Genomic DNA, 22,952 nt, shown 5'->3' with positions numbered 1-22,952 from the left:
CTCCTACATAATTGTAGGAGGCATATTTTTTATACGTCGAAATAAAGAAGTTCTTTCGGTGTCTTGGTAAAGACTTCAAAGCCATTTTTGGTAACGTAACCACAATCCTCAATCCGAACTCCAACTTTTCCAGGAATGTAAATGCCAGGCTCGACAGAGAAGCACATGCCTTCCTCGATGACTAGGTCGTTGCCCTCCATGATAGATGGGAATTCATGGACACTCATTCCCAAACCGTGACCGAGTCGGTGATTGAAGTACTCACCATAGCCCGCTTTTTCAATCACAGACCGAGCAGCATAGTCAATCTCGCCAGCCGTCACACCAGGCTTGATCATATTGACCGCAGCCATATGAGCTTCGAGGGTCAGGTTGTAAATATCTTTTTTAAACTGATCAGGTTTACCGACAGCGACAGTCCGTGTCATATCAGATGTGTAGCCTAAAGTTTCAACACCAAGGTCGAACAAGAGCAGAGCGTTATTTTCGATTTTGTTTGTTCCTGGAATGCCGTGCGGATTTGCTGCATTATTCCCAGTCAAGACCATGGTATCAAAGCTCATCTTGGAAATGCCTTGTTTCTTCATCTCAAACTCAATCTGAGCGATAATGTCGGTTTCGGTTACATCGAGTGAGATATTGTCAAAACCAACCTGCATAGCCTTGTCCGCAAATTCACCAGCCACCAACATCTTTTCAATCTCATCACGGGACTTAATCAATTTCATAGTGTTGATAAGTGGAGTGATGTCTGAAAAAGGCTGATTGAAAATGGATTGAAGACCGTGATAGCGGGTCAGGTTGAGATTATCAAATTCTGCTCCAATGGCAGAGAAAGTTTTTTGAGGTAATTTGTTTTTGATAATCTGCCAAGGATTTTCAGAATCCATGTAGCCAGCCACAGGAAAGTCAACCGTCGCCACAGCCCGCTCCATGTCTAAGGCAGGGAGAAAGAGCAGTGAGTCATGGTCAGGCATGACAAAGAGCATCATGTGGCGTTCATGCGGGTCGCTGTGATAGCCAGTTAGGTAGTAGATGCTAACTGGATCTGAGAAAATAGCCAAATCAAGCTTCTTGCTTTCAAGATAGGATTTTACATGATTGAGTTTTGACATAGGATGAACCTCTCTGATGTTAGTAAATTGAAATGAAATTTTCGTTTATTATATGGACTATTGTTTCAAAAAATGAAAAAAATTGCAAGTATTATCAAAAAAATCCCCTTTTTCTCTTGAAAGTGGTTTCAAAAAGTGATACACTATGATTGAGTGAAAGCGTAATTTTCATAAAATAGATAAAGAAAAAGAAAGGAAGTAACGTCTATGATGAATACAGATGATACGGTAACGATTTACGACGTTGCCCGTGAAGCAGGCGTATCCATGGCAACAGTGTCGCGTGTTGTGAATGGGAATAAAAATGTCAAGGAAAATACTCGTAAGAAAGTATTGGAAGTGATTGACCGTTTGGATTATCGTCCAAATGCAGTGGCTCGGGGATTGGCAAGCAAGAAGACGACAACAGTGGGGGTTGTCATTCCAAATATTGCCAATGCTTATTTTGCGACTTTGGCTAAAGGGATTGATGATATTGCGGATATGTATAAGTACAATATCGTCCTTGCCAATAGCGATGAAAATGATGAGAAGGAGATCAATGTGGTCAATACCCTCTTCTCTAAACAGGTAGATGGTATCATTTTCATGGGCTATCATTTGACAGACAAGATTCGGGCAGAGTTTTCACGCTCTCGTACACCGATTGTCTTGGCTGGTACAGTTGATTTGGAACACCAGTTGCCAAGTGTCAACATTGATTACGCTGCAGCCAGTGTAGATGCTGTGAATCTGCTGGCTAAGAACAACAAAAAAATTGCCTTTGTTTCAGGTCCATTGGTGGATGACATCAATGGGAAGGTTCGTCTGGCGGGCTACAAGCAAGGCTTGAAGGAAAACGGCATTGAGTTTAATGAAGGTCTGGTTTTTGAGTCTAAGTACAAGTATGAGGAAGGCTATGCCCTAGCAGAACGTATTCTAAATGCAGGAGCAACGGCTGCTTATGTTGCGGAAGATGAGATTGCGGCTGGTTTGTTAAATGGTATCAGCGATAAGGGCATCAAGGTGCCAGAGGAATTTGAAATTGTGACCAGTGATGATTCTCTGGTGACCAAATTTACTCGTCCAAATCTGACTTCTATCAACCAACCCCTCTATGATATTGGCGCCATTGCCATGCGGATGTTGACCAAAATCATGCACAAGGAAGACTTGGAGAACCGCGAGGTCATTCTTAACCACGGTATTAAGGTCCGTCAATCGACCAAGTAATAAACAGACGAAAGACGATCATTCTGGACTGACGGCCTAGCCATCCATCCAGTTTGATGGTCTTTTTTCCTAATATTCAGTTTTGTATAGGAAAAACAGGCAAAAAGGGATATAATATAGAGTATGAAAGTTCTATTGTATCTTGAAGGAAAAACAGTTTTAGAAAAATCAGGAATTGGTCGGGCTCTGCATCATCAGATGGAGGCTTTGGATATGGCCGGTATTCCCTATACGACAGATTTACTGGGTGACTATGATGTTGTCCATATCAATACCTACGGCCCTCGCTCCTGGTTGCTCCTGCACGCAGCTAAGCGTAGGGGGAAAAAGGTGATCCTACATGGACATTCGACCAAGGAAGATTTCCAAAATTCCTTTATTGGATCCAATTTATTGGCGCCATTTGTAGGAAAATACCTGGCTTCCATGTATCAAAAAGCAGATTTTGTCATTACACCGTCAGAATATTCGAAGAAACTCATACAAGGTTACGGTGTCACAACGCCTATCATTGCTGTTTCAAACGGCATAGATTTGGCAAAGTACAAAAAAGACGAAAGAAAAGAAGCTGTATTTAGGGAGTATTTTGGCATAGAGGAGGGGCAACCTGTTGTTGTCTGTGCAGGACTTTATTTCCGCAGAAAAGGGATTGAGGATTTTGTGAAAGTTGCCGAAAAAATGCCTCACGTTCGTTTTATTTGGCTGGGTTCCATCAATAAGTGGATCATCCCATCTTATATCCGCAAGATTGTAGAGAGGGATCATCCAGCCAATGTTGCCTTTCCTGGCTATTTTAAGGGGGCTGTTTTTCAGGGAGCAATGAGCGGAGCGGATGCCTTTTTCTTCCCTTCCTATGAAGAAACGGAAGGAATTGTGGTCTTGGAAGCTCTAGCCAGTCACCAGCATGTCGTTCTGCGAGATATTCCTGTCTATGAGGGCTGGATTGACGAAAGCAGTGCAGAACTAGGGCATACGGTAGATGATTTTGTTGCCTCCATTCAAAAAATATTAGACAAGAAAGTAGATAAACGAGAGGCGGGTTATCAAGTCGCTGTCAGTCGTTCCATTGACCAAGTTGGTCATCAGTTGGTAGAGGCTTATCGCCAAGTATTGGAGATGTAGATGAGGATTGGACTATTTACGGATACCTATTTTCCACAGGTTTCAGGAGTTGCGACTTCTATTCGTACCTTGAAAACGGAGCTGGAAAAGTTAGGGCACACGGTATTTATTTTTACAACGACAGATGAAGATGTCAATCGCTACGAAGATTGGGATATTATTCGTATTCCTAGCGTTCCTTTCTTTGCGTTTAAGGACCGTCGAGTAGCCTATGCTGGCTTTACGGATGCCTTGAAGATTGCTAGTCGTTACAAATTGGATATGATTCACACCCATACAGAGTTTGCCTTGGGGATTTTGGGGAAGATGGTGGCGAGGGAACTGGGTATTCCAGTTGTCCATACCTACCATACTCAGTATGAAGACTATGTCCATTATATTGCTAAGGGGCGGATTATTCGTCCGAGTATGATTAAGTATTTTGCGAGAGCCTATTTGCGTGATTTGGATGGGGTCATCTGTCCTAGTGAGATTGTTGAGGATTTATTGACGGGCTATGATATTCCTATCTCTAAGCGGGTCATTCCGACAGGAATTGATTTGGCTAAGTTTGATCGTCCAGAAATCTCGGAAGAGGATACGGCTGATTTGCGCATACAGCTAGGAATTGAGCCAGATGAAACCATGTTGCTCAGTCTGTCACGGATTTCCCATGAAAAAAATATTCAGGCCATTATCAAGGCTATGCCAAGGATTTTATCTGAAAATCCTAAGGTCAAATTGGTCATTGTTGGTGGGGGTCCCTATGCTGAAACCTTGCAGGCTATGATTAGTGAATTAGCCTTGGAAGAAAATGTTCAGTTGACGGGGATGATTGCACCAAGCGATACAGCTCTTTACTATAAGGCGGCAGACTTCTTTATCTCTGCCTCGACCAGTGAGACCCAGGGCTTGACCTTCTTGGAAAGTCTGGCTTCTGGAACTCCGATTTTAGCCCATACCAATCCCTATTTGAAAAATGTGGTGACGGATAAGATGTTTGGAACCCTCTTTGTGCGTGAGCAGGAATTGGCGGATGCAGTGGTAGAAGCCATTGTTGCAACACCTCCTATGAATGATCATGTGTTGGAGAAAAAATTATATGAGATTTCGTCCACCAACTTTGGTCGTCGTGTTTACGAATATTATTTAGATTTGAAAATTTCCTATGATTTTCGTAGGGAACATACCAATCAAGATAGTGTGGCAGAAGCTATCTTGAAAGAAACCATCTATCTGCCCCAGAAAATTGTTGTCAAGTCAACCGATACAACTGTCAAAATCTTGAAAAAATCTGTTGAGCAGGTCAAGTCCATTCGGAATTTTTTTGACTGATGGGATACAGGTTCTTAGGATGAGTGAAGAGCTTACCACGGTAGTCCCATCTTCCATTGGCTAGTCAACAGGAGGTTTCTCATGGATAAAAAGATGAAAATAGGCTTGGTCCAAGCTGTGAGTGTGTTATTCTTTTACGTCGGTGTCTATGGTCTTGCTTCTTTTTTGGACCCTTATCTTGCTAAGACCTTGATTGTGCATAACATTCTTCTTTATACTCCTCTGGGACTATTCCTATTAGGCTTGGTTGATGGTTATGGTCAGGGACTTTCAATAAGGGTTCCTGCCTTAGCTATTCTCCTCTTTCCTCTTACGATTTTTAGTTTTGGAGAGTGGATATGGCTCTATCAGGTCATCTATAGCCTAAGTGCAGTAGTCGGTATGCTCTTTGGCGCTCTGCTATGCCACAGAAAAAATAAAAAATCTTTGAAAATCGGGAAAAAGATGGTATAATGTCACTTAGAGACTTATCAATTCTAGGAAATCTTTGAGAGAGTGTGCGGTTGGTGCAAGCACATAGAGGATAGGATTGACACTACTCGGTATGATTTTATGCAAACATAAAAGGGTGGTTCCCTTATCGCCAATCTGAGGTAGTCAGGCTTTTTAGTGTGACTGCGAATGAAGGTGGAACCACGTTACGACGTCCTTTTGCGAGGGCGTCGTATTTTCTTTTTAATTCAAAAAGAAGAGTTACTAGGGATTAAAAAATAAAAAAAGGAGATACTTATGTTAAAAATTACTTTCCCAGATGGTGCTGTTCGTGAGTACCAGGCTGGTGTGACGACTGTTGAAATTGCGGAGAGTATCAGCAAGTCTTTGGCGAAAAAGGCTCTTGCTGGTAAGTTCAATGGTAAATTGATTGATACCACTCGTGCCATTGAAGAGGACGGCACGCTTGAAATCGTAACGCCTGACCACGAGGATGCTTTGCCTATCTTGCGTCACTCAGCTGCCCACTTGTTTGCCCAAGCGGCTCGTCGTCTTTTCCCAGACATTAAGTTGGGGGTTGGTCCAGCCATTCAGGATGGTTTCTACTATGATACGGACAATGCTGCTGGTCAGATTTCAAATGAAGACCTGCCACGCATTCAGGAAGAAATGGCTAAAATTGTCAAGGAAAACTTCCCTTCTGAACGTCGTGAAGTAACCAAGGAAGAAGCTCTTGAGATTTTCAAAAATGATCCATATAAGCTGGAACTCATTCAAGAACATTCTGATGATGAAGGCGGTTTGACCATCTATACTCAGGGTGAATACGTTGACCTCTGCCGTGGCCCACACGTTCCGTCAACAGGTCGTATCCAGATTTTTGAATTGCTCAATGTGGCAGGTGCTTACTGGCGTGGTAAGAGCGAAAATCCGATGATGCAACGTGTTTATGGTACAGCTTGGTTTGACAAGAAAGACCTCAAGGCCTACCTTCAAATGCGTGAGGAAGCCAAAGAACGTGATCACCGTAAACTTGGTAAGGAATTGGATCTCTTCATGATCAGCCAAGAAGTTGGTCAAGGCTTGCCATTCTGGTTGCCAAATGGAGCGACTATCCGTCGTACCTTGGAACGTTACATCACAGACAAGGAATTGGCTTCAGGCTACCAGCACGTTTACACACCACCGTTGGCTTCGGTTGAACTCTACAAGACCTCAGGTCACTGGGAGCATTACTCAGAAGACATGTTCCCAACTATGGACATGGGCGACGGTGAGGAGTTTGTGCTTCGTCCGATGAACTGCCCGCACCATATTCAAGTTTATAAAAACCATGTGCGTTCTTACCGTGAATTGCCTGTACGTATCGCTGAGCTTGGTATGATGCACCGCTATGAGAAATCTGGTGCTCTTACTGGTTTGCAGCGTGTACGTGAGATGACTCTCAACGACGGTCATATCTTCGTGACTCCTGAGCAAATCCAAGAAGAGTTCAAAAAAGCTCTCCAGTTGATTATCGATGTGTACGCAGATTTCAACCTAAACGACTACCGTTTCCGCCTGTCTTATCGTGACCCAGAGGACAAAGAGAAGTACTATGACAACGATGAGATGTGGGAAAATGCCCAGCGTATGCTGAAGGGTGCCATGGATGAAATGGGCGTGGACTACTTCGAGGCAGAAGGTGAAGCGGCCTTCTACGGTCCGAAGTTGGATATTCAGGTGAAGACTGCTCTTGGTAATGAGGAAACTTTGTCAACTATTCAGTTAGACTTCCTTTTGCCAGAACGTTTTGGCTTGACCTATATTGGTGCTGACGGTGAAGAGCACCGCCCAGTCATGATTCACCGTGGTGTTATCTCGACTATGGAACGTTTCACTGCCATCTTGATTGAAACCTACAAGGGTGCCTTCCCAACTTGGTTGGCTCCAACCCAAGTGACTATGATTCCAATTTCTGTGGAGGCTCACCTGGATTACGCTTGGAAGGTTGCCAAAGAATTGCAAGACCGTGGCGTTCGTGTACACGTGGATGAGCGTAACGAGAAGATGCAGTACAAGATTCGTCAGAGCCAGACTAGCAAGATTCCATACCAGCTCATCGTCGGTGACAAGGAAATGGAAGACAATGCTGTCAACGTCCGTCGCTACGGAAGCAAGGCAACGCAAACTCAGTCTGTATCAGAATTTGTGGACCATATCTTAGCAGATATTGCTCGCAAATCACGTCCAGCTAAAGCTGAATAAATAAAGTAAGAAGTCCGAAAGGGCTTCTTTTTTGGTATAATAGTCAAGGAAAGAGGTACTTAAATGAAAAGGATAATGAAGTTTATTGTAGGTCTTATATTAGGAATTATTGGTTTCTTTGGCATTTTGTTGCTTTGTCTATTACTGCTCTTTAGTCCCAGGGTAGCTACTCGAGAGGAATTGATATCGTATCAGATGATGCTTGAACAGGGTATGGAGTCATATGGTTTCACTGGGAAGGTGGAGTTGACAAAATTTCGTCCTATAGCCATTGGTAACCCATGGGATGTTTTAGAGTATGATTATACTGAGGTTATAGATGGTCAGTCAATTACACTTCAATCCTCTGATACTTTGGTCAATAACCGAATTGAAGGACAGGAGGCATTAAACGGACTGCTAAATATGACGGTCTATTTTGATGATAGTCCAAGCGGAATGTTGTATCAATTTGATGGTATCGTTGACCAAGCTATGTGGCATCAGCCGAGAGGTAAATATTTACTGAATCAGGCACAGCAGATATTTAAATTGATGGAAGAAAAAGATTTCACTTTGTTTGAAGTGGATGGTAGGCTTGAAACTCAGGATGAAAAACTGATAAAGTTTTATGAAAAGGTAGAGGAAAATCGCTATAATGGTCGGGCTTTTGCAGGTTTTTATGATATTAATTTAGACTGGCTCATGGAGGAAGAAATGGCGGTAATTGAAGTTGAATTTTTTAATAAGAAGGACCTTGGTTTAGAAAACGACTTAATAGAGGAAGATAAATTACTAGCTGATTTAAAACAGAAAGTTGAAACATTTGACTATTCTAATGTGGAAGACGGAACCTATAGAATTGGTTTTCGTAGACCTGGAGTGCAGTCGACAAGTTTTTTCGTAACAATCAAGGTAAAAGATCATCATTATTCATTCTTAAAATAGTTGTTACAAACACAAAACCTCCCAACCGACTGGCTGGGAGGTTAGGTAGTACTCAATGAAAATCAAAATCAGGCTAGCTCCAAAGGTTCGGGGAACCTTTGGAGGTTGGAGATAAGGCGAACAAAGTTCGTTTCTCCAAGAGCAGATAGAACTCTACTACTTTCGCATTTTCAAGTAGTAGGCTGTAAAGCTCCATAGGAGCTTTACACTCATCAAATCAAGTCAACAACGGCTGAGTTTGATTTTCGAAGAGTATTATTCAATACTGCTCGCCCAAGACTTAGCCACATAACGTGACAGGCTTGAGATGGCAAAGTTGATAATGAAATAGATGAAAGCGACCATGAGATAGAGGGCAAAGACTTGCTCTGCTTCAAAGTAGCGTCCCATGAGGATTTGGCTAGAACCGAAGAGTTCTTGTAAAGCGATAACGGAGTAGAGGAAGCTGGTGTCCTTGATGACCGTTACAATCTGTGAGATGATGGCAGGCAACATCTTACGAATGGCCTGTGGCATGATGATATAGACCATGATTTGTACTGGGGTAAAACCCTGTGACAAACCAGCTTCGGTCTGGCCCGGTCCGATGGCGTTGAGACCACCACGGATAATCTCGGCCATGGCTGCCGTGGTAAAAATAGTGAAAGCAGTAATACCAGCAGGCGTTGATTTCATTTGGAAGACCAAGAAGACAGTGAAAATCCACAGCAAGTTGGGTACATTACGCACAAACTCGATATAGATGGTCGCAATCCACTTGAAAATTGGATTTTTTCCGTTTCGCATAATGGCTAGGACCATTCCGAAGAGGACGGAGAGGACAACCGCAATGCTAGAAATATAGAGTGTCAGTTTCAAACCATTCCACAAGAGTTGGAAGGTTGAGGGTTTGAGTAATTCTAATACATAATTCATCATTCAACCTCCTTAGTGTGAAAAGGTAGCCTTGTTTTTTTCTTCGATACGGCGGCCCCAGCTTGCAACAGGGAAGCACATACAGAAGTAGAGGAAGGCAGCGCCAGCAAAGGCTGGAATGTAGTTGGCATTCATGGCAGACCATGATTTTGTCATAAACATAATATCAGCACCTGAAATGATGGCAACAGTCGCCGTATTTTTAATCAAGTTTACCACTTGGTTGGTCAATGGTGGCAAGATTGTTGGAATGGCCTGTGGCAAGATGATGATCCGCATGGTTTCGGCCTGGGTAAATCCTTGTGAAAGTGCGGCTTCGGTTTGACCAGTTGGAACAGCCTCAATCCCTGCACGGATGACCTCTGCGATATAGGCACCGTGGTAAAGTCCCACACAGATAACAGCTGTCCAGTAGATGGATGGCATGAGGAGGTAGTTAGAAATCAGAGGCAGTCCATAATAAACAATCATGAATTGAACCAAGAGCGGAGTGTTTTGGAAGTATTCCACATAGACACGAGCTAGCACCTTTAAAAGCTTGTTCTTGCTAGAAGATAGGCTGCCAAAAAGTATGCCTAGTAACATGGCTGTGATAAAAGCCCCAATAGCAATGGCTAGAGTGAAGAGGAAGCCTTGGAAGAAGAGAGGGAAGTCATTGAAATAACTAACCCAGTTTTCCCAAGCATAGGGACTTGTAGTCAAGATAGTCATAAAATTTTCCCTTTCTATTCGTCGGTTTCTGTTACAGGCTTCAAGCCATTGGCATTATAGATAGCCTGTAAACTGCCATCATTATGCCAAGTTTCAATAAGAGAATTTAGATAGGCATTTAAATCTTTGTTTGACAGTTTAGTGGCGATACCATAGTCAGATGCAGAGAAGCTGAAGTCCAGTAATTTAGACTTAGAACCAATGTAGCCTGATAGGATGGATTGGTCTACGGAGAAGCTATCAATACGGTGGGCACGAAGCGATACAGAAAGTTCAGGATAGGAACCTAATTCCGCAAATGAAACAGAGATACCGTATTTATCAGCTAAGTCAGTAATCAATTTACGCGTGATAGAGCCTTGTGCAACCCCGACAGTCTTTCCGTCTAAGTCGGTGAAGGTTTCAATACCGCTATCCTTGTTGACTAATAAACCTACAGCATCTGTGTAGTAAGGGCTTGTAAAGTTGTAAAGCAACTTCCGCTCATCGGTAATAGTGAAGGTGGCAATGACCATATCCACTTGACCATTATCCAAGAGCGGTCCTCGGGTTTGGGCTGTTACAGGGGTGAATTCAATATCCACTCCCAACTCATCAGCAATTTTACGAGCGATGTCGATTTCCATACCTTCAAATTCATAAGTATCCGGATTTTTAAAGCCAAAGTTAGGGACGTCCTGTTTCACTCCGACACGGAGCACGCCCCTATCGATGATGGCTTGAACCTGATCGCTATTGGTAATAGGTGCAGGTGTTTCTGTTTGGACAACGGTTTGATTGATATGGATAAAGAACAGCGTTAAGATGCTGATGATGGCAAGCCTGACGGCTAAAAATAGATTGACTTTTTTATCTGTCATAAGCAACCTCCTAGAGTTTGACCTTGTCTGATTCATGGTTGATAATCTTGCTGAGGAACTGTTTAGCACGAGGTTCAGTAGGATTGTCAAAGAAGCCATTGACATCGGTTGTATCAACCAATACTTCCCCCTCAGCCATGAAGATGATTCGGTCAGCAACTTCACGAGCAAAGCCCATTTCGTGGGTTACGACAATCATATTCATTCCATCGCGAGCCAATTTTTGCATAACTGCAAGAACATCGCCGATTGTTTCTGGGTCAAGGGCAGAAGTTGGTTCGTCAAATAAGAGCAATTCTGGGTGCATAGCTAGTCCGCGGGCGATGGCTACACGTTGTTTCTGACCACCCGATAGCATGGCAGGGTAGGAATCTTTACGGTCCCAGAGGTTTACGAATTCAAGGTATTTCTTGGCAGTCTTTTCAGCAGTAGCCTTATCAATGCCTAAAACCTTAATCGGTGCCAATGTAACATTTTCTAACACAGTTTTATGTGGATAGAGATTGAAGTGTTGGAAAACCATGCCGACTTCCTTGCGAAGAGCTACCAATTCTTTGACAGATGAGCCGGATACGGTATGTCCATTGACAACAAGGCTACCTTGATCGACAGTTTCTAGTCCATTGATGGTACGAATAAGAGTTGATTTACCAGAACCGGATGGTCCAAGGAGAACAACAACCTGTCCAGGTTCGAATTCCAAGTTGATATTGCGAAGAGCATGGTAGTCACCATAGTATTTGTTTACATCTTTAAATTCTACTAAAGCCATAGTAATCTCCTTTTTTATGTAAGATAATAGCATGATATCACTCCCTATATTAAAAGTCAAGTAAATTCAGACAATTTAATATAGGATATGTTAGAAGATGTAACATAACTATGTTAGTTAACTCTGGTTATGAATTTTTTAAGTAAGTTTGATATAATAGAAGAAATAAAGATAATTAAGGTAAAAAATTATGAGAAAAATTTTGATTGTAGATGATGAGAAACCCATCTCAGACATTATTAAATTTAATATGACCCGTGAGGGCTATGAGGTCGTGACGGCTTTTGATGGTCGAGAGGCCTTGGCGGTTTTTGAAGCTGAATTTCCAGATATTGTAATTTTGGATTTGATGCTGCCAGAGTTGGATGGTTTGGAAGTTGCTCGGACCATCCGTAAGACCAGCAATGTTCCCATTATTATGTTGTCTGCCAAGGATAGTGAGTTTGACAAGGTAATTGGACTTGAGATTGGGGCAGATGACTATGTGACCAAGCCTTTCTCTAATCGTGAATTGCAGGCGCGTGTCAAGGCTCTCTTGCGTAGAAGCGAATTGTCAGAAACACAGATGTCCGTTGAGAATACTGGCAGTCCTGAATTGGTCATCGGGGACTTGGTCATTTTGCCAGATGCCTTTGTTGCTAAGAAGCATGGCAAAGAATTGGAATTGACCCACCGTGAGTTTGAATTGTTGCATCATTTAGCTAAGCATTTGGGGCAAGTCATGACCCGGGAGCATTTGCTGGAAACGGTATGGGGCTATGACTATTTTGGAGATGTGCGTACGGTGGACGTAACTATTCGCCGTTTGCGTGAAAAAATTGAAGATACACCGAGCCGACCGGAATATATTTTGACCCGTCGTGGTGTAGGATACTTTATCAAGGGAAATGATTAATCAATTACGTTATTTAATGACAACAGCAGAGTTTTGGTTTGTTGTTATTCTCATTGGTTTTTTGATTGCATTGACGGTCTTGTTGATTGAAAACCATAGGGATAATAAGCAAATCAAACAGCTCAATCAGCGTGTAAAAGCCTTGATGGATGGCGATTATACGGAGGTCTTGGATATGAGAGGCAGTCCGGAAATTACGGACATGGCCAACTCGCTCAATGATCTGTCGGAAGTCATCCGTCTAACTCATGATAGCTTAGAACAGGAGAAAACCCGTCTGAGTTCCATTCTTTCTTATATGAGTGATGGAGTCATTGCGACGGACCGAGTTGGTCGGATTATCATGATCAATGATATGGCGCAAAAGCAATTGGGGTTAGCCGGTAAGAAACAGGAGCCCTTGCAGATATTAGATGTTTTGGATATTAAGGATCGGTATAGTCTGCGTGATTTATTGGCACAAACACCTGAGATTGTCTTGGACCATACCAATGAGAACCAAGAATTTCTGACCCTTCGGGCCAATTTTGCGACTATTCGGAGTGAGAGTGGTTTGATTTCCGGTCTTGTTGTTGTCTTGCATGATATGACCGAGCAGGCTAAGGAGGAACGGGAACGCCGTCTATTTGTATCCAATGTCAGTCACGAACTCCGTACTCCGCTAACGTCTGTCAAGTCCTATTTAGAAGCCCTGGATGAGGGAGCCTTGACGGAATCAGTCGCTCCAAGTTTTGTCAAGGTATCTCTGGATGAAACCAATCGCATGATGCGGATGATTACGGACTTACTCAGTCTATCAAGGATTGATAACCAGGTTGGTCAAATAGATGTCGAACTAATCAACTTTACAGCCTTTGTGACCTTTATCCTTAACCGTTTTGACCAGATGAAAAATGCCGAGTCAGATAAGGTTTATTCCATTGTGCGTGACTATCAAATCAGCCCTATTTGGGTGGAGATTGATACGGATAAGATGACCCAGGTGCTAGATAATATCTTAAACAATGCTATCAAGTATTCGCCTGATGGGGGTACCATTACCTTTAGTATGAAAACGACGGATAGTCAGTTGATTGTCTCCATTTCAGATGAGGGTTTGGGTATTCCAAAGGCAGACCTACCTAAGATTTTTGATCGTTTTTACCGTGTGGACAAGGCGCGCTCGCGTGCTCAAGGGGGCACTGGTTTAGGTTTGGCTATTGCCAAGGAAATTGTCAAGCAACACAAGGGCTTCATCTGGGCTAAAAGTGAGTATGAGCATGGCTCAACCTTCACCATTGTTTTACCATATACTAAAGATATTACAATGGATGAGTGGGATGAGGCTGACGGGGAAGAATAGGAGAATATGATCGGAAAAGGTTTTAATTACAGTATTTTAGCTTCTGGTTCCAGCGGAAATTGCTTTTATCTGGAAACGGATAAAAAGAAAATCTTGGTAGATGCTGGTTTATCAGGAAAAAAGATTACCAGCCTTTTGGCAGAAATTGACCGCAAGCCAGAAGATATCGATGCTATCTTAGTAACGCATGAACATAGTGACCATATCCATGGTATAGGTGTTTTGGCGCGTAAATATGGTATGGATATTTATGCCAATGAGTTGACCTGGCAGGCAATGGAAAGCAAATTGGGTAAGATTGATGTGGCTCAAAAGCATATCTTCGAATTGGGAGCTACGAAGACCTTAGGCGACCTAGATATTGAGTCCTTCGGAGTTAGCCATGATGCGGCCTGTCCTCAATTTTATCGCTTTATGAAGGATGATAAGTCCTTTGTCATGCTGACGGATACGGGTTATGTTAGTGATCGGATGGCAGGGATTGTGGCTAATGCAGATGCCTATTTGATAGAATCCAATCATGATGTCGAAATCTTGCGAGCAGGTTCCTACTCTTGGAACCTGAAACAACGGATTTTGTCAGATAAGGGCCATCTTTGTAACGAAGACGGTGCTGATGCCATGATTCGCTCGCTGGGAAATCGAACCAAAAAGATTTACCTCGGGCATTTATCAAAGGAAAATAATATCAAGGAATTGGCCCATATGACCATGGTTAATCAGTTGGCGCAGGCTGATTTAGGGGTTGGAGTGGATTTTCAAGTCTATGACACATCGCCAGATACAGCAACTCCTTTGACCAAGATTTGACAAATTCATTGAACTTTGTTAAAATAAATTTATAAAATACGTGAGGTGAAGTTACATGAATAATTAAGCTACTTATTAGTCGTTCTTAAAACTTGTTGAAAATCAATTATTTGATAATTTAGTCTTTTTGTTTACTTTTAGTACTTGCTCCAACAGTCTAGGAATAGACTGTTGGAGGTCGGAAATAGAGCGAATGATGTTCGCACCAAAAGCTGCAGGCTGCTTGTACAGGCGAGTAACTGTACAAAGTACGGCAAAGCGAGTTCAAACAATCCAGTGGAGTGTTTGAAGTTGGAAATAAGGAAACGATGTTTCCTCTTACGTCTAAGTAATAAAAGATAAACTAAATGACTACGCAAGGGATAAGACTGCTCATAAGGGCTTACTATTCGTGTGACTTTTCCATAGGGAAAGGTCATGTTTTGCATGGCTTTTTTCTGTGTTCATTGAGTAGAATAGGGGCCCTTTTTGTGAAGAAAAGAGGTCTATATGGAATTAATGAAATGTATTCAATTAGAGAAGGAATTTGCGGGACGTAGTTTGTTTACAATCCAGCAGTTGAGCCTTCAAGCTGGTCAAAAGGTTGGTTTGGTTGGAAATAATGGTGTTGGCAAGTCTACTTTTTTGAAAATCTTACTAGGACTGGATAGGGATTTTGCTGGTCAGATTGAGGTAAAAACAGACTGGGCCTATGTACCCCAGTTACAGGAAAGGAGCTCGCTTTCAGGTGGGGAACAAGTTTGGAAGTCTATTCAAGAGGCTTTTGCCCAAAGACCGCAGTTGTTAATTATGGATGAACCGACAGCTAACCTAGACTATGAACACCAGGAAAAGCTGATCAAACAAATCAAACGCTATCGTGGCAGTCTACTGGTTGTCAGTCATGATCGGCATTTTCTCAATCAAATAGCCAGTCACATTTGGCATTTGGAAGAAGGAACTATTCAGGTTTATCCTGGGAATTACGAGGCATTTGTAGAAAGTCGCCGAGCTAAGCGAGAAGGTCAGCAGGAGGCCTATGAAGCCTATCAGAAAAAAGTCGCTCAACTAAAAAGAGCCCAGCAAGAGCGTCAGGAAAAGGCTCAGAAGATGGGGAAGAAAAAGAAAGGCATTTCTTCATCAGAGTGGAAGGTTAATGCCATGATGGGTTCCTATGACAGTCAAGCCAAGTCTATGGCCAAGACTGCCAAGCATTTGGAAAAACGGATGGAGCGTTTGGAAAAGGTTGAACAACCTAGAAAGGAAACGTGGGTAAAGATGGAAGCGAAAGGTGCCTTGGATACTGGTCTTCACAGTCTCTTTCGCTTGCAGGATGGACAGCTGTGGATTGGGGAAAAGTATTTATTTGATTTTCCTCAGCTTGGTATGACTTTTGGGGATAAACTAGCTTTGGTTGGGTCAAATGGCTGTGGAAAAACAAGTTTTGTTCGGAAATTGATTTCAAAAGAATTAGAAGGCTATTACAATCCAAAATTAAAAATTGCTTATTTCTCCCAAGATTTGACAAGTCTCAATGAAGAAGAAACAGCCTTTGTGAATGCTAGCTCGACATCGCTTCAAGATAAGGTAACGGTTCTCAATTTATTGGGCATGTTGGGACTTTCTTACGATAAGGCCCAGCAGAAGGTAGCAAATCTGTCTGGTGGTGAACGTGTTCGGCTTTCCTTGGCCAAGGTCTTGTTATCGGATGCCAATTTTTTGATAGTAGATGAGCCTACAAACTATTTGGACATTACAGCCATCGAAGCTCTGGAGAAATTTTTGCAGGAATACCAGGGAAGTGTCCTCTTGATTTCCCATGATCAGCGGTTTGTTGAGAGTGTTGTGCACAGAAAATGGTTGGTTGAGAATTGTCAACTCCTTAACATTTTGTAAAGAAAATATTATTTGAAACGACAGTTGGTTCTCAAAAATATTTTTCGCCTGTGGTATAATAAGAAGGATATTTCTAGAATGAGGTCGGTGAATTGAAAAAAAGACAGGAACATTTGGTGGAGAATAATGGGAATTTTATTGCCATCCGTCTAAATATTTTATTTTCTATCGTTATTTTCTTATTTTTGGTCTTGATTTTGCGTTTGGCAGACATGCAGATTGTCAATCATGATTTTTATAGCAATAAGTTATCAACTGCTAGCCAAAAAATTATCAGCAATGGATCGGTTCGTGGGCAGATTTATGATGCGCAAGGTAAGCCGCTTGTGGAAAATCAGATTCAACAGGTCGTTTCCTTTACCCGTTCCAATAAGATGTCAGCCCAGGAAATGAAGGAAGTAGCAAATAAGCTCTTGCAATGGGTCAAGGTGTCTGATGTTTCGGTAACGGAACGGGACAAGGCAGATTATTATTTGGCAGATACAGAGGTCTATAAGCAGGTTGTAGAGAAGCTGCCAAAAGATAAACTCTATGATTCGGATGGCAATTATCTGGAAGAAGCAACTATCTATGCCAATGCTGTTGAAAGTTTGTCTGAAGATGTGTTGAATTATTCGGAACAGGAAAATCAGGCCATAGAACTATTTAAGCAAATGAATGGTGCTGCTTACTTCGCAACAGTAAACCTGGTAACAGACTCCTTGTCCGCAGAGCAGGTGGCTCATATTGTTGCCAACGAATCTCAACTGCCTGGTATTTCTACGACCAATAACTGGCAGCGGAATATCCTACCGACCTCCTTGAGTTCGGTTATTGGAACGGTAACAAGTGAACAGGCAGGTTTGCCAGCCGAAGATGCAGAGTATTATTTGTCTAAAGGCTATTCGCCAAATGACCGAGTGGGAACTGCCTACCTCGAAAAGCAGTATGAAGAAGTCCTACAAGGACAACGTGAGAAAAAGGAAATCAATCTGGACCGAAATGGTAATGTGGAGAGTATTAAGACCATCCAAGAGGGTCAGCAAGGAAACAATATTAAACTAACCATTGATTTGGCCTTTCAAGATGGTGTCAATGCCATTTTGAAAAAATATTTTGAAAGCGAACTGTCTACAGGAAGTGCTCTTTATTCAGAAGGTGTTTATGCCGTAGCGCTGGAGCCAAGTACAGGTGCAGTCTTGGCCATGTCTGGCTACAGCCATGAAAAAGGGACGACTACGATTACTGAAGATGCTCTTGGCACCATCACAAGTGTTTTCACACCAGGTTCTATTGTCAAGGGTGCAACTATTTCATCTGGTTGGGAGAATGGCATTATCTCAGGAAATCAGGTATTATTAGATGAACCGATTTATTTTGCAGGTTCAGCACCAATTACATCTTGGTGGGCCTATGGTAGTTTTAATATTGATGCGACAGAGGCTCTGGAATATTCTTCTAACGTCTACATGGTTAAGATTGCTTTGGGACTACTTGGTCAGACCTACTCAGCTAACATGTATTTGAATGATGGCGATACATTGACAAATGCCATGACTAAGCTTCGTTCGACTTTTGCAGAGTATGGTTTAGGTGCGTCAACAGGAATTGACTTACCACTTGAATCAACAGGTTTCTTACCAGAAGAATATTCCACCGCAAACTTTATTATGAATGCATTTGGACAGTTTGATAACTATACACCGATGCAGATGGCTCAATATGTAGCGACAGTAGCAAATAATGGAAAAAGGATTTCTCCTCATCTTGTAGAAGGTATCTATGGAAATAATCCCCAAGGTGGATTGGGAGATTTGATTGAAACAGTTTCTGGTAAAGAGATGAATCAAGTCAATATTTCAGCTGATGAAATGGCTCTCCTTCGTCAAGGATTTTATCAACTTGTAAATGGTGGAGGACGATTTAATACAGGTAGTGCTATCGGTCGTGGTGCGGCCGTGACCATCAGTGCCAAGACTGGTACTGCCGAAACTTATACTACAACTCCTTCAGGTGAAGTAGTAACTGCAGTAAATACCAACGTTGTTGCCTATGCACCTAGTGATAATCCACAAATCGCAGTTGCAGTCGTACTTCCAAACTTGACTAACGAAAATTCTACAACAAAAGCAATTACAACAGAAATCATTAATTTATACAATTCACTTTACCCAATGAACTAAGGAGAATTATGCTATATCCTACACCCATTGCCAAGTTGATTGACAGTTACTCCAAATTACCAGGAATCGGTATTAAGACAGCTACGCGGCTGGCCTTCTATACCATTGGTATGGAAGATGATGTGGTCAATGAATTTGCAAAAAATCTCTTGGCTGCCAAGAGGGATTTGACCTATTGTTCGGTTTGTGGCAATCTGACAGACCAGGACCCTTGCGGTATTTGTCAAGATAGCAGTCGTGACCAGTCGACTATTTTAATTGTAGAAGACAGTCGAGATGTGACAGCCTTGGAAAATATCCAAGAATACCACGGTCTTTACCATGTCTTGCATGGCTTGATTTCCCCGATGAATGGTATTGGACCAGACGATATTAACTTAAAGACCTTGCTAACTCGTCTGATGGAAAACGAAGTGACAGAAGTCATTGTTGCGACAAATGCAACAGCAGATGGTGAAGCGACATCCATGTACATCTCACGTGTCCTAAAGCCAGCGGGAATCAAGGTTACTCGCTTGGCACGAGGATTGGCAGTCGGAAGTGACATTGAATACGCAGATGAAGTCACCCTCCTTCGTGCCATTGAGAACAGGACAGAATTGTAGTTTTTATCCATTAGAGAAGGCTTCAAACTCAAAATTATGCTATACTAAGTGTAGATTATCTAATTAGAAGAGGAATGTATATGTCAAAAGAAACCTTGATTTTACTCTATGGTGGTCGTTCAGCAGAACGTGAAGTATCTGTATTGTCTGCTGAAAGTGTGATGCGCGCCATCAATTATGATAAATTTTTTGTAAAAACTTACTTTATCACTCAAACTGGTGATTTCATCAAGACGCAGGAATTTTCTCAAACACCATCTGCTGATGAAAAACTGATGACCAATGCGACTATTGTTGTAGACCAACAAGTGCGTCCAAGTGATATTTACGAAGAAAATGCCGTTGTTTTCCCTGTCCTTCACGGACCAATGGGAGAAGATGGCTCTATCCAAGGCTTCTTGGAAGTCCTTCGTATGCCCTATGTTGGCACCAATATCTTGTCTTCCAGCGTTGCTATGGACAAAATCACTACTAAGCGTGTTCTTGAATCAGCAGGAATCTCCCAAGTACCTTATGTGGCAGTTATCGAGGGTGAAAATATCGATGATAAGATTGCAGAGATTGAAGGAAAATTGACCTATCCAGTCTTTGTTAAACCAGCCAACATGGGCTCCAGCGTTGGTATCTCCAAGGCAGAAGACTTGGCAGGCTTGCAGGCGGCGCTTGATGTGGCCTTCAAGTATGACAGCCGTGTTCTTGTTGAGCAAGGGGTTAACGCGCGTGAGATTGAGGTTGGTCTTTTGGGAAATGCTGACGTGAAAACGACACTTCCTGGCGAAGTAGTCAAAGACGTTGCTTTTTATGACTACGATGCCAAATACATCGACAACAAGATTACTATGGAAATCCCAGCTAAGATTGATGAGTCTATCATGGATACCATGCGGGACAATGCTGCCAAGGCCTTTCGTGCTATCGGTGGTTGTGGTCTATCTCGCTGTGATTTCTTCTTAACAGAAGAGGGCGATATCTTCCTCAACGAGCTTAACACTATGCCAGGCTTTACCCAGTGGTCTATGTACCCACTTCTTTGGGACAACATGGGACTGGCTTACCCAGACCTGATTGAAGAGTTAGTCAGCTTGGCTAAGGAAATGTTTGAAAAACGCGAAAGCCACCTCATTTAACTATTGTCAAGAGGCTGGGCAGAAAGTCCAGCCTCGCTTCTCAGAGTTCGTGTCAACATCTCAGCGCAGTGGTTGATTGGCAGATTTGTTCGTGTTTCACACTCCAAATCTGACCATTACGACTGATGCGAACAGAGTTCGCTTCATTTCCAACCTCCAACAGTCACTACTCTGACTGTTGGAGCTATGCGGGGTGGGAGTGAAACAGTCTGGGGATAGACTGTTTCAGCTCAACAACTGGAAATAAGGACTTGTTGACGAACTCTTTTTAGACTGGTCGAGTTCTTTCCCACTCCCTTTTTTCTTGCAAAGGTTTGCAAAAAGGAATAGAATGGGGACAAGTATCTGGAGGTGTTTATGTATCAAACGACAGTAAAAGGAGAAGGTCTATTTCAGGCCCTTTCTCAAGGCTACGGGGACCCCGTTCGTACTTTTGGTGTGACTGATAAGGGAGAAACGCCTGTTAGTCTAGTTAATATCGGCTTGGCTGCCTGTGTGACCATGTGTGTGCAGGGCTATTATGCCAGCCAAGAGGGCAATAAAACTATGCCTGTTCAAGTAGCTTGTCAGTTGGAAGACAGAAAATTTGATCTGAAAATTGCCTTGGCTGAGCAGGTTTCAGCCGAAAAGCAGGCAGCAATCTTGGCCTATGTGGACCAAAAGTGTAGGGTTAAAGCCCTCTTGCGTGATGATATCAGCTACCACATCGCGTTTGATCTGTTAGATGAGGCTGAACTTTCATCCACACGAGCTAAAAAGTGATATAATAGAGAGAGCGAAAGCTCTTTTTTAGTTTATCGTCATTTAGTTTATCTTTTATTACGTCGACGAATGAGGAAACTTTGTTTCCTTATTTCCAACTTCAAACACTCCACTGGAGTGTTTGAACTCGCCTTGCCTGATTGAAACAGTCTGGGGGACTGTTTCAAGTCAATGCCTAGAAATTAGAAAGCATTGAGTTATGCCTGCGGCTGTTGGTGCGAACTTTGTTCGCTTTATTTCCAACCTCCAACTATCTCCCAGATAGTTGGAGCGAGTACTAAAAGTAAACTAAAAGACTATATTGGAGAAAATAATGAAATTAACCCTACACGAAGTCGCTCAGGTCTTGGGCGCAAAAAATGATAGTAGTCTTTATCCTGATACAGCACTCAACAAGGTCGAGTTCGATAGCCGACTCGTCACAACTGGTGACCTTTTTGTTCCCCTCAAGGGTGCGCGTGACGGTCATGACTTTATTCCTGTTGCTTTTGAAAATGGCTGCGCAGTAACCCTTTCGGAAGTCAGCCTTGATGTTCCCCACATTCTAGTAGATGACTGCTTGGCTGCGCTTCAACAATTAGCGGCCTACTACCTAGAGAAAACAGGGGTAGAAGTCATTGCCGTGACAGGTTCAAACGGTAAAACGACCACCAAGGACATGATTCACGATGTTCTAGCGACGACTTACAAGACTTACAAGACCCAAGGCAACTACAACAACGAAATCGGTCTGCCATACACCGTCCTCCATATGCCTGACGATACAGAAAAACTGGTCTTGGAAATGGGGCAGGACCACTTGGGCGATATTCACCTCTTGTCTGAAATTGCTAAACCAAGCCTATCAGTTGTTACCCTTTTTGGAGAAGCCCACCTGGAATTTTTCGGCTCACGAGAAGAGATTGCCAAGGGAAAATTACAGATTGCAGATGGAATGGAGCCAGGTAGTAAACTCTTGATCCCGGCAGATCCAATTGCGGATAAGCTCTTACCTAGCCATGTAGAACTCATTCGCTTCGGTGAGCAGGCTGATTTGCAGGTGACCAGTCTGGTTGAGAGCAAGGACAGCCTGACTTTCACCGTCAATTTTATGGACGGCGATATTTTCCTGCCTGTAACAGGCAAGTACAATGCCACCAATGCCATGGTAGCAAGCTATGTGGGCAAGACCTTGGGTGTGTCTGATGAGGCCATCACCTCAGCCCTAGCCAGTCTTAACTTGACCCGCAACCGCACCGAGTGGAAAAAGGCAGCTAACGGAGCCGATATTCTTAGTGATGTCTACAACGCTAACCCAACGGCCATGCGATTGATTTTGGAAACTTTTTCTAGTATTCCCGCAAACGACGGCGGCAAGAAAATCGCGGTTTTGGCAGATATGAAAGAACTGGGCAGCCAGTCGGTTGATCTTCATAATCAGATGATTTTGAGCCTGTCGCCTGATGTGCTAGACACCGTCATTTTTTACGGTCAGGACATTGAAGGTCTGGCCCAGCTGGCTAGTCAGATATTTCCGATTGGAAAAGTCTATTTCTTTAGGAAAAATGCAGAGCAGGACCAATTTGAAGAACTGGTTAAACAGGTTAGGGAGTGTCTAGGAAAAGACGACCAAATCCTCTTCAAAGGCTCCAACTCCATGAATCTTGGCAAAGTGGTGGAAGCATTAGAAAAATAGTAAGAATAGGATTGAATTTCTTTTGCAAAAATGCGGAGAAGTTCAATCATTTTTATTTGTTCAAGACCTTGA

Annotated in this window: 20 protein-coding genes; 15 read left to right on the top strand and 5 right to left on the bottom strand. The window is 42.7% G+C overall.

Features of this window, described 5'->3' with window-relative positions:
- Positions 1-29: 29 nt before the first annotated feature.
- The gene (locus tag C1G57_RS09355) at positions 30-1,115 is read right to left on the bottom strand and encodes a M24 family metallopeptidase (protein ID WP_105114656.1); all 1,086 of its coding nucleotides are present in this window, start codon (positions 1,113-1,115) and stop codon (positions 30-32) included.
- Positions 1,116-1,325: 210 nt separating this feature from the next.
- On the opposite strand from C1G57_RS09355, the gene ccpA reads away from it, so the two are divergent.
- From ccpA to C1G57_RS09325, 6 genes are all read left to right on the top strand, one after another.
- Positions 1,326-2,327 carry a catabolite control protein A gene (gene ccpA, locus C1G57_RS09350; protein ID WP_105114690.1) on the top strand — a complete coding sequence of 334 codons (1,002 nt, stop codon included), beginning with the start codon at positions 1,326-1,328 and terminating at the stop codon, positions 2,325-2,327.
- Positions 2,328-2,450: 123 nt separating this feature from the next.
- On the top strand, positions 2,451-3,449 hold the full coding sequence (locus C1G57_RS09345; RefSeq protein ID WP_105114655.1) for a glycosyltransferase family 4 protein: 999 nt from the start codon (positions 2,451-2,453) through the stop codon (positions 3,447-3,449).
- Positions 3,450-4,763 (top strand): glycosyltransferase family 4 protein, encoded by a 1,314-nt coding sequence (locus C1G57_RS09340; RefSeq protein ID WP_105114654.1) that lies wholly within the window; start codon positions 3,450-3,452, stop codon positions 4,761-4,763.
- Between the two features lie 81 nt (positions 4,764-4,844).
- Positions 4,845-5,216, top strand: a complete 372-nt coding sequence (locus C1G57_RS09335) for a hypothetical protein (protein ID WP_105114653.1) — start codon at positions 4,845-4,847, stop codon at positions 5,214-5,216.
- Positions 5,217-5,492: 276 nt separating this feature from the next.
- Entirely contained in the window at positions 5,493-7,442 is a 1,950-nt protein-coding gene (thrS, locus tag C1G57_RS09330; RefSeq protein WP_105114652.1) for a threonine--tRNA ligase, read from the top strand.
- A gap of 63 nt (positions 7,443-7,505) precedes the next feature.
- Positions 7,506-8,369 (top strand): hypothetical protein, encoded by an 864-nt coding sequence (locus C1G57_RS09325; protein WP_105114651.1) that lies wholly within the window; start codon positions 7,506-7,508, stop codon positions 8,367-8,369.
- A gap of 255 nt (positions 8,370-8,624) precedes the next feature.
- On the opposite strand, the gene C1G57_RS09315 is transcribed toward C1G57_RS09325, so the two are convergent.
- Genes C1G57_RS09315 through C1G57_RS09300 form a run of 4 tightly spaced genes read right to left on the bottom strand, consistent with a single transcriptional unit; the run spans position 8,625 to position 11,627 of the window.
- On the bottom strand, positions 8,625-9,284 hold the full coding sequence (locus C1G57_RS09315) for an amino acid ABC transporter permease (RefSeq protein ID WP_105114689.1): 660 nt from the start codon (positions 9,282-9,284) through the stop codon (positions 8,625-8,627).
- Positions 9,285-9,296: 12 nt separating this feature from the next.
- The gene (locus tag C1G57_RS09310; protein WP_105114650.1) at positions 9,297-9,995 is read right to left on the bottom strand and encodes an amino acid ABC transporter permease; all 699 of its coding nucleotides are present in this window, start codon (positions 9,993-9,995) and stop codon (positions 9,297-9,299) included.
- A gap of 14 nt (positions 9,996-10,009) precedes the next feature.
- Complete coding sequence (locus C1G57_RS09305) at positions 10,010-10,855, bottom strand: transporter substrate-binding domain-containing protein (protein ID WP_105114649.1); 846 nt, start codon at positions 10,853-10,855, stop codon at positions 10,010-10,012.
- A 10-nt stretch (positions 10,856-10,865) separates the two neighbouring features.
- A complete protein-coding gene (locus tag C1G57_RS09300) occupies positions 10,866-11,627 on the bottom strand; it encodes an amino acid ABC transporter ATP-binding protein (protein WP_105114648.1) in 762 nt (253 codons plus the stop codon).
- A gap of 190 nt (positions 11,628-11,817) precedes the next feature.
- On the opposite strand from C1G57_RS09300, the gene yycF reads away from it, so the two are divergent.
- The 9 genes from yycF to C1G57_RS09245 all read left to right on the top strand — a co-directional run bounded on the left by yycF (position 11,818) and on the right by C1G57_RS09245 (position 22,880).
- Positions 11,818-12,522, top strand: coding sequence for a response regulator YycF (gene yycF / locus C1G57_RS09295; protein WP_105114647.1), 705 nt, complete (start codon positions 11,818-11,820; stop codon positions 12,520-12,522).
- Complete coding sequence (gene vicK / locus C1G57_RS09290) at positions 12,515-13,864, top strand: cell wall metabolism sensor histidine kinase VicK (RefSeq protein WP_105114646.1); 1,350 nt, start codon at positions 12,515-12,517, stop codon at positions 13,862-13,864. Before yycF ends, vicK begins: the two co-directional genes overlap by 8 nt.
- Positions 13,865-13,870: 6 nt before the next feature.
- A complete protein-coding gene (locus tag C1G57_RS09285; RefSeq protein WP_105114645.1) occupies positions 13,871-14,674 on the top strand; it encodes an MBL fold metallo-hydrolase in 804 nt (267 codons plus the stop codon).
- A 489-nt stretch (positions 14,675-15,163) separates the two neighbouring features.
- Entirely contained in the window at positions 15,164-16,549 is a 1,386-nt protein-coding gene (gene vga(F), locus C1G57_RS09280) for an ABC-F type ribosomal protection protein Vga(F) (protein ID WP_161941146.1), read from the top strand.
- Between the two features lie 116 nt (positions 16,550-16,665).
- Positions 16,666-18,711 carry a penicillin-binding protein PBP2B gene (pbp2b, locus tag C1G57_RS09275; RefSeq protein ID WP_419579858.1) on the top strand — a complete coding sequence of 682 codons (2,046 nt, stop codon included), beginning with the start codon at positions 16,666-16,668 and terminating at the stop codon, positions 18,709-18,711.
- 8 nt (positions 18,712-18,719) lie between these two features.
- Positions 18,720-19,316: a recombination mediator RecR gene (gene recR, locus C1G57_RS09270; RefSeq protein ID WP_024404490.1), complete on the top strand. Its 597-nt coding sequence runs from the start codon at positions 18,720-18,722 to the stop codon at positions 19,314-19,316.
- 80 nt (positions 19,317-19,396) lie between these two features.
- On the top strand, positions 19,397-20,443 hold the full coding sequence (locus tag C1G57_RS09265; protein WP_105114643.1) for a D-alanine--D-alanine ligase: 1,047 nt from the start codon (positions 19,397-19,399) through the stop codon (positions 20,441-20,443).
- A gap of 357 nt (positions 20,444-20,800) precedes the next feature.
- Positions 20,801-21,205, top strand: a complete 405-nt coding sequence (locus C1G57_RS09255) for an OsmC family protein (protein WP_105114642.1) — start codon at positions 20,801-20,803, stop codon at positions 21,203-21,205.
- Between the two features lie 313 nt (positions 21,206-21,518).
- Entirely contained in the window at positions 21,519-22,880 is a 1,362-nt protein-coding gene (locus tag C1G57_RS09245) for a UDP-N-acetylmuramoyl-tripeptide--D-alanyl-D-alanine ligase (RefSeq protein ID WP_105114641.1), read from the top strand.
- The last annotated feature ends 72 nt before the right edge of the window (positions 22,881-22,952 follow it).

The organism is Streptococcus suis, assembly GCF_002960425.1.
Classification (GTDB): domain Bacteria; phylum Bacillota; class Bacilli; order Lactobacillales; family Streptococcaceae; genus Streptococcus; species Streptococcus suis_S.
Note: the sequence above shows the minus strand (reverse complement) of the source record. Positions and strands in the feature narration are given on the sequence as shown.

Coding starts and splice junctions, on each gene's coding strand:
- C1G57_RS09355 (WP_105114656.1), bottom strand. CDS start 1,115: ATGTCAAAACTCAATCATGTAAAATCCTATCTTGAAAGCAAGAAGCTT.
- recR (WP_024404490.1), top strand. CDS start 18,720: ATGCTATATCCTACACCCATTGCCAAGTTGATTGACAGTTACTCCAAA.
- thrS (WP_105114652.1), top strand. CDS start 5,493: ATGTTAAAAATTACTTTCCCAGATGGTGCTGTTCGTGAGTACCAGGCT.
- ccpA (WP_105114690.1), top strand. CDS start 1,326: ATGAATACAGATGATACGGTAACGATTTACGACGTTGCCCGTGAAGCA.
- C1G57_RS09345 (WP_105114655.1), top strand. CDS start 2,451: ATGAAAGTTCTATTGTATCTTGAAGGAAAAACAGTTTTAGAAAAATCA.
- C1G57_RS09265 (WP_105114643.1), top strand. CDS start 19,397: ATGTCAAAAGAAACCTTGATTTTACTCTATGGTGGTCGTTCAGCAGAA.
- vicK (WP_105114646.1), top strand. CDS start 12,515: ATGATTAATCAATTACGTTATTTAATGACAACAGCAGAGTTTTGGTTT.
- C1G57_RS09315 (WP_105114689.1), bottom strand. CDS start 9,284: ATGAATTATGTATTAGAATTACTCAAACCCTCAACCTTCCAACTCTTG.
- C1G57_RS09305 (WP_105114649.1), bottom strand. CDS start 10,855: ATGACAGATAAAAAAGTCAATCTATTTTTAGCCGTCAGGCTTGCCATC.
- C1G57_RS09335 (WP_105114653.1), top strand. CDS start 4,845: ATGGATAAAAAGATGAAAATAGGCTTGGTCCAAGCTGTGAGTGTGTTA.
- C1G57_RS09285 (WP_105114645.1), top strand. CDS start 13,871: ATGATCGGAAAAGGTTTTAATTACAGTATTTTAGCTTCTGGTTCCAGC.
- C1G57_RS09245 (WP_105114641.1), top strand. CDS start 21,519: ATGAAATTAACCCTACACGAAGTCGCTCAGGTCTTGGGCGCAAAAAAT.
- C1G57_RS09255 (WP_105114642.1), top strand. CDS start 20,801: ATGTATCAAACGACAGTAAAAGGAGAAGGTCTATTTCAGGCCCTTTCT.
- C1G57_RS09340 (WP_105114654.1), top strand. CDS start 3,450: ATGAGGATTGGACTATTTACGGATACCTATTTTCCACAGGTTTCAGGA.
- C1G57_RS09300 (WP_105114648.1), bottom strand. CDS start 11,627: ATGGCTTTAGTAGAATTTAAAGATGTAAACAAATACTATGGTGACTAC.
- yycF (WP_105114647.1), top strand. CDS start 11,818: ATGAGAAAAATTTTGATTGTAGATGATGAGAAACCCATCTCAGACATT.
- C1G57_RS09310 (WP_105114650.1), bottom strand. CDS start 9,995: ATGACTATCTTGACTACAAGTCCCTATGCTTGGGAAAACTGGGTTAGT.
- C1G57_RS09325 (WP_105114651.1), top strand. CDS start 7,506: ATGAAAAGGATAATGAAGTTTATTGTAGGTCTTATATTAGGAATTATT.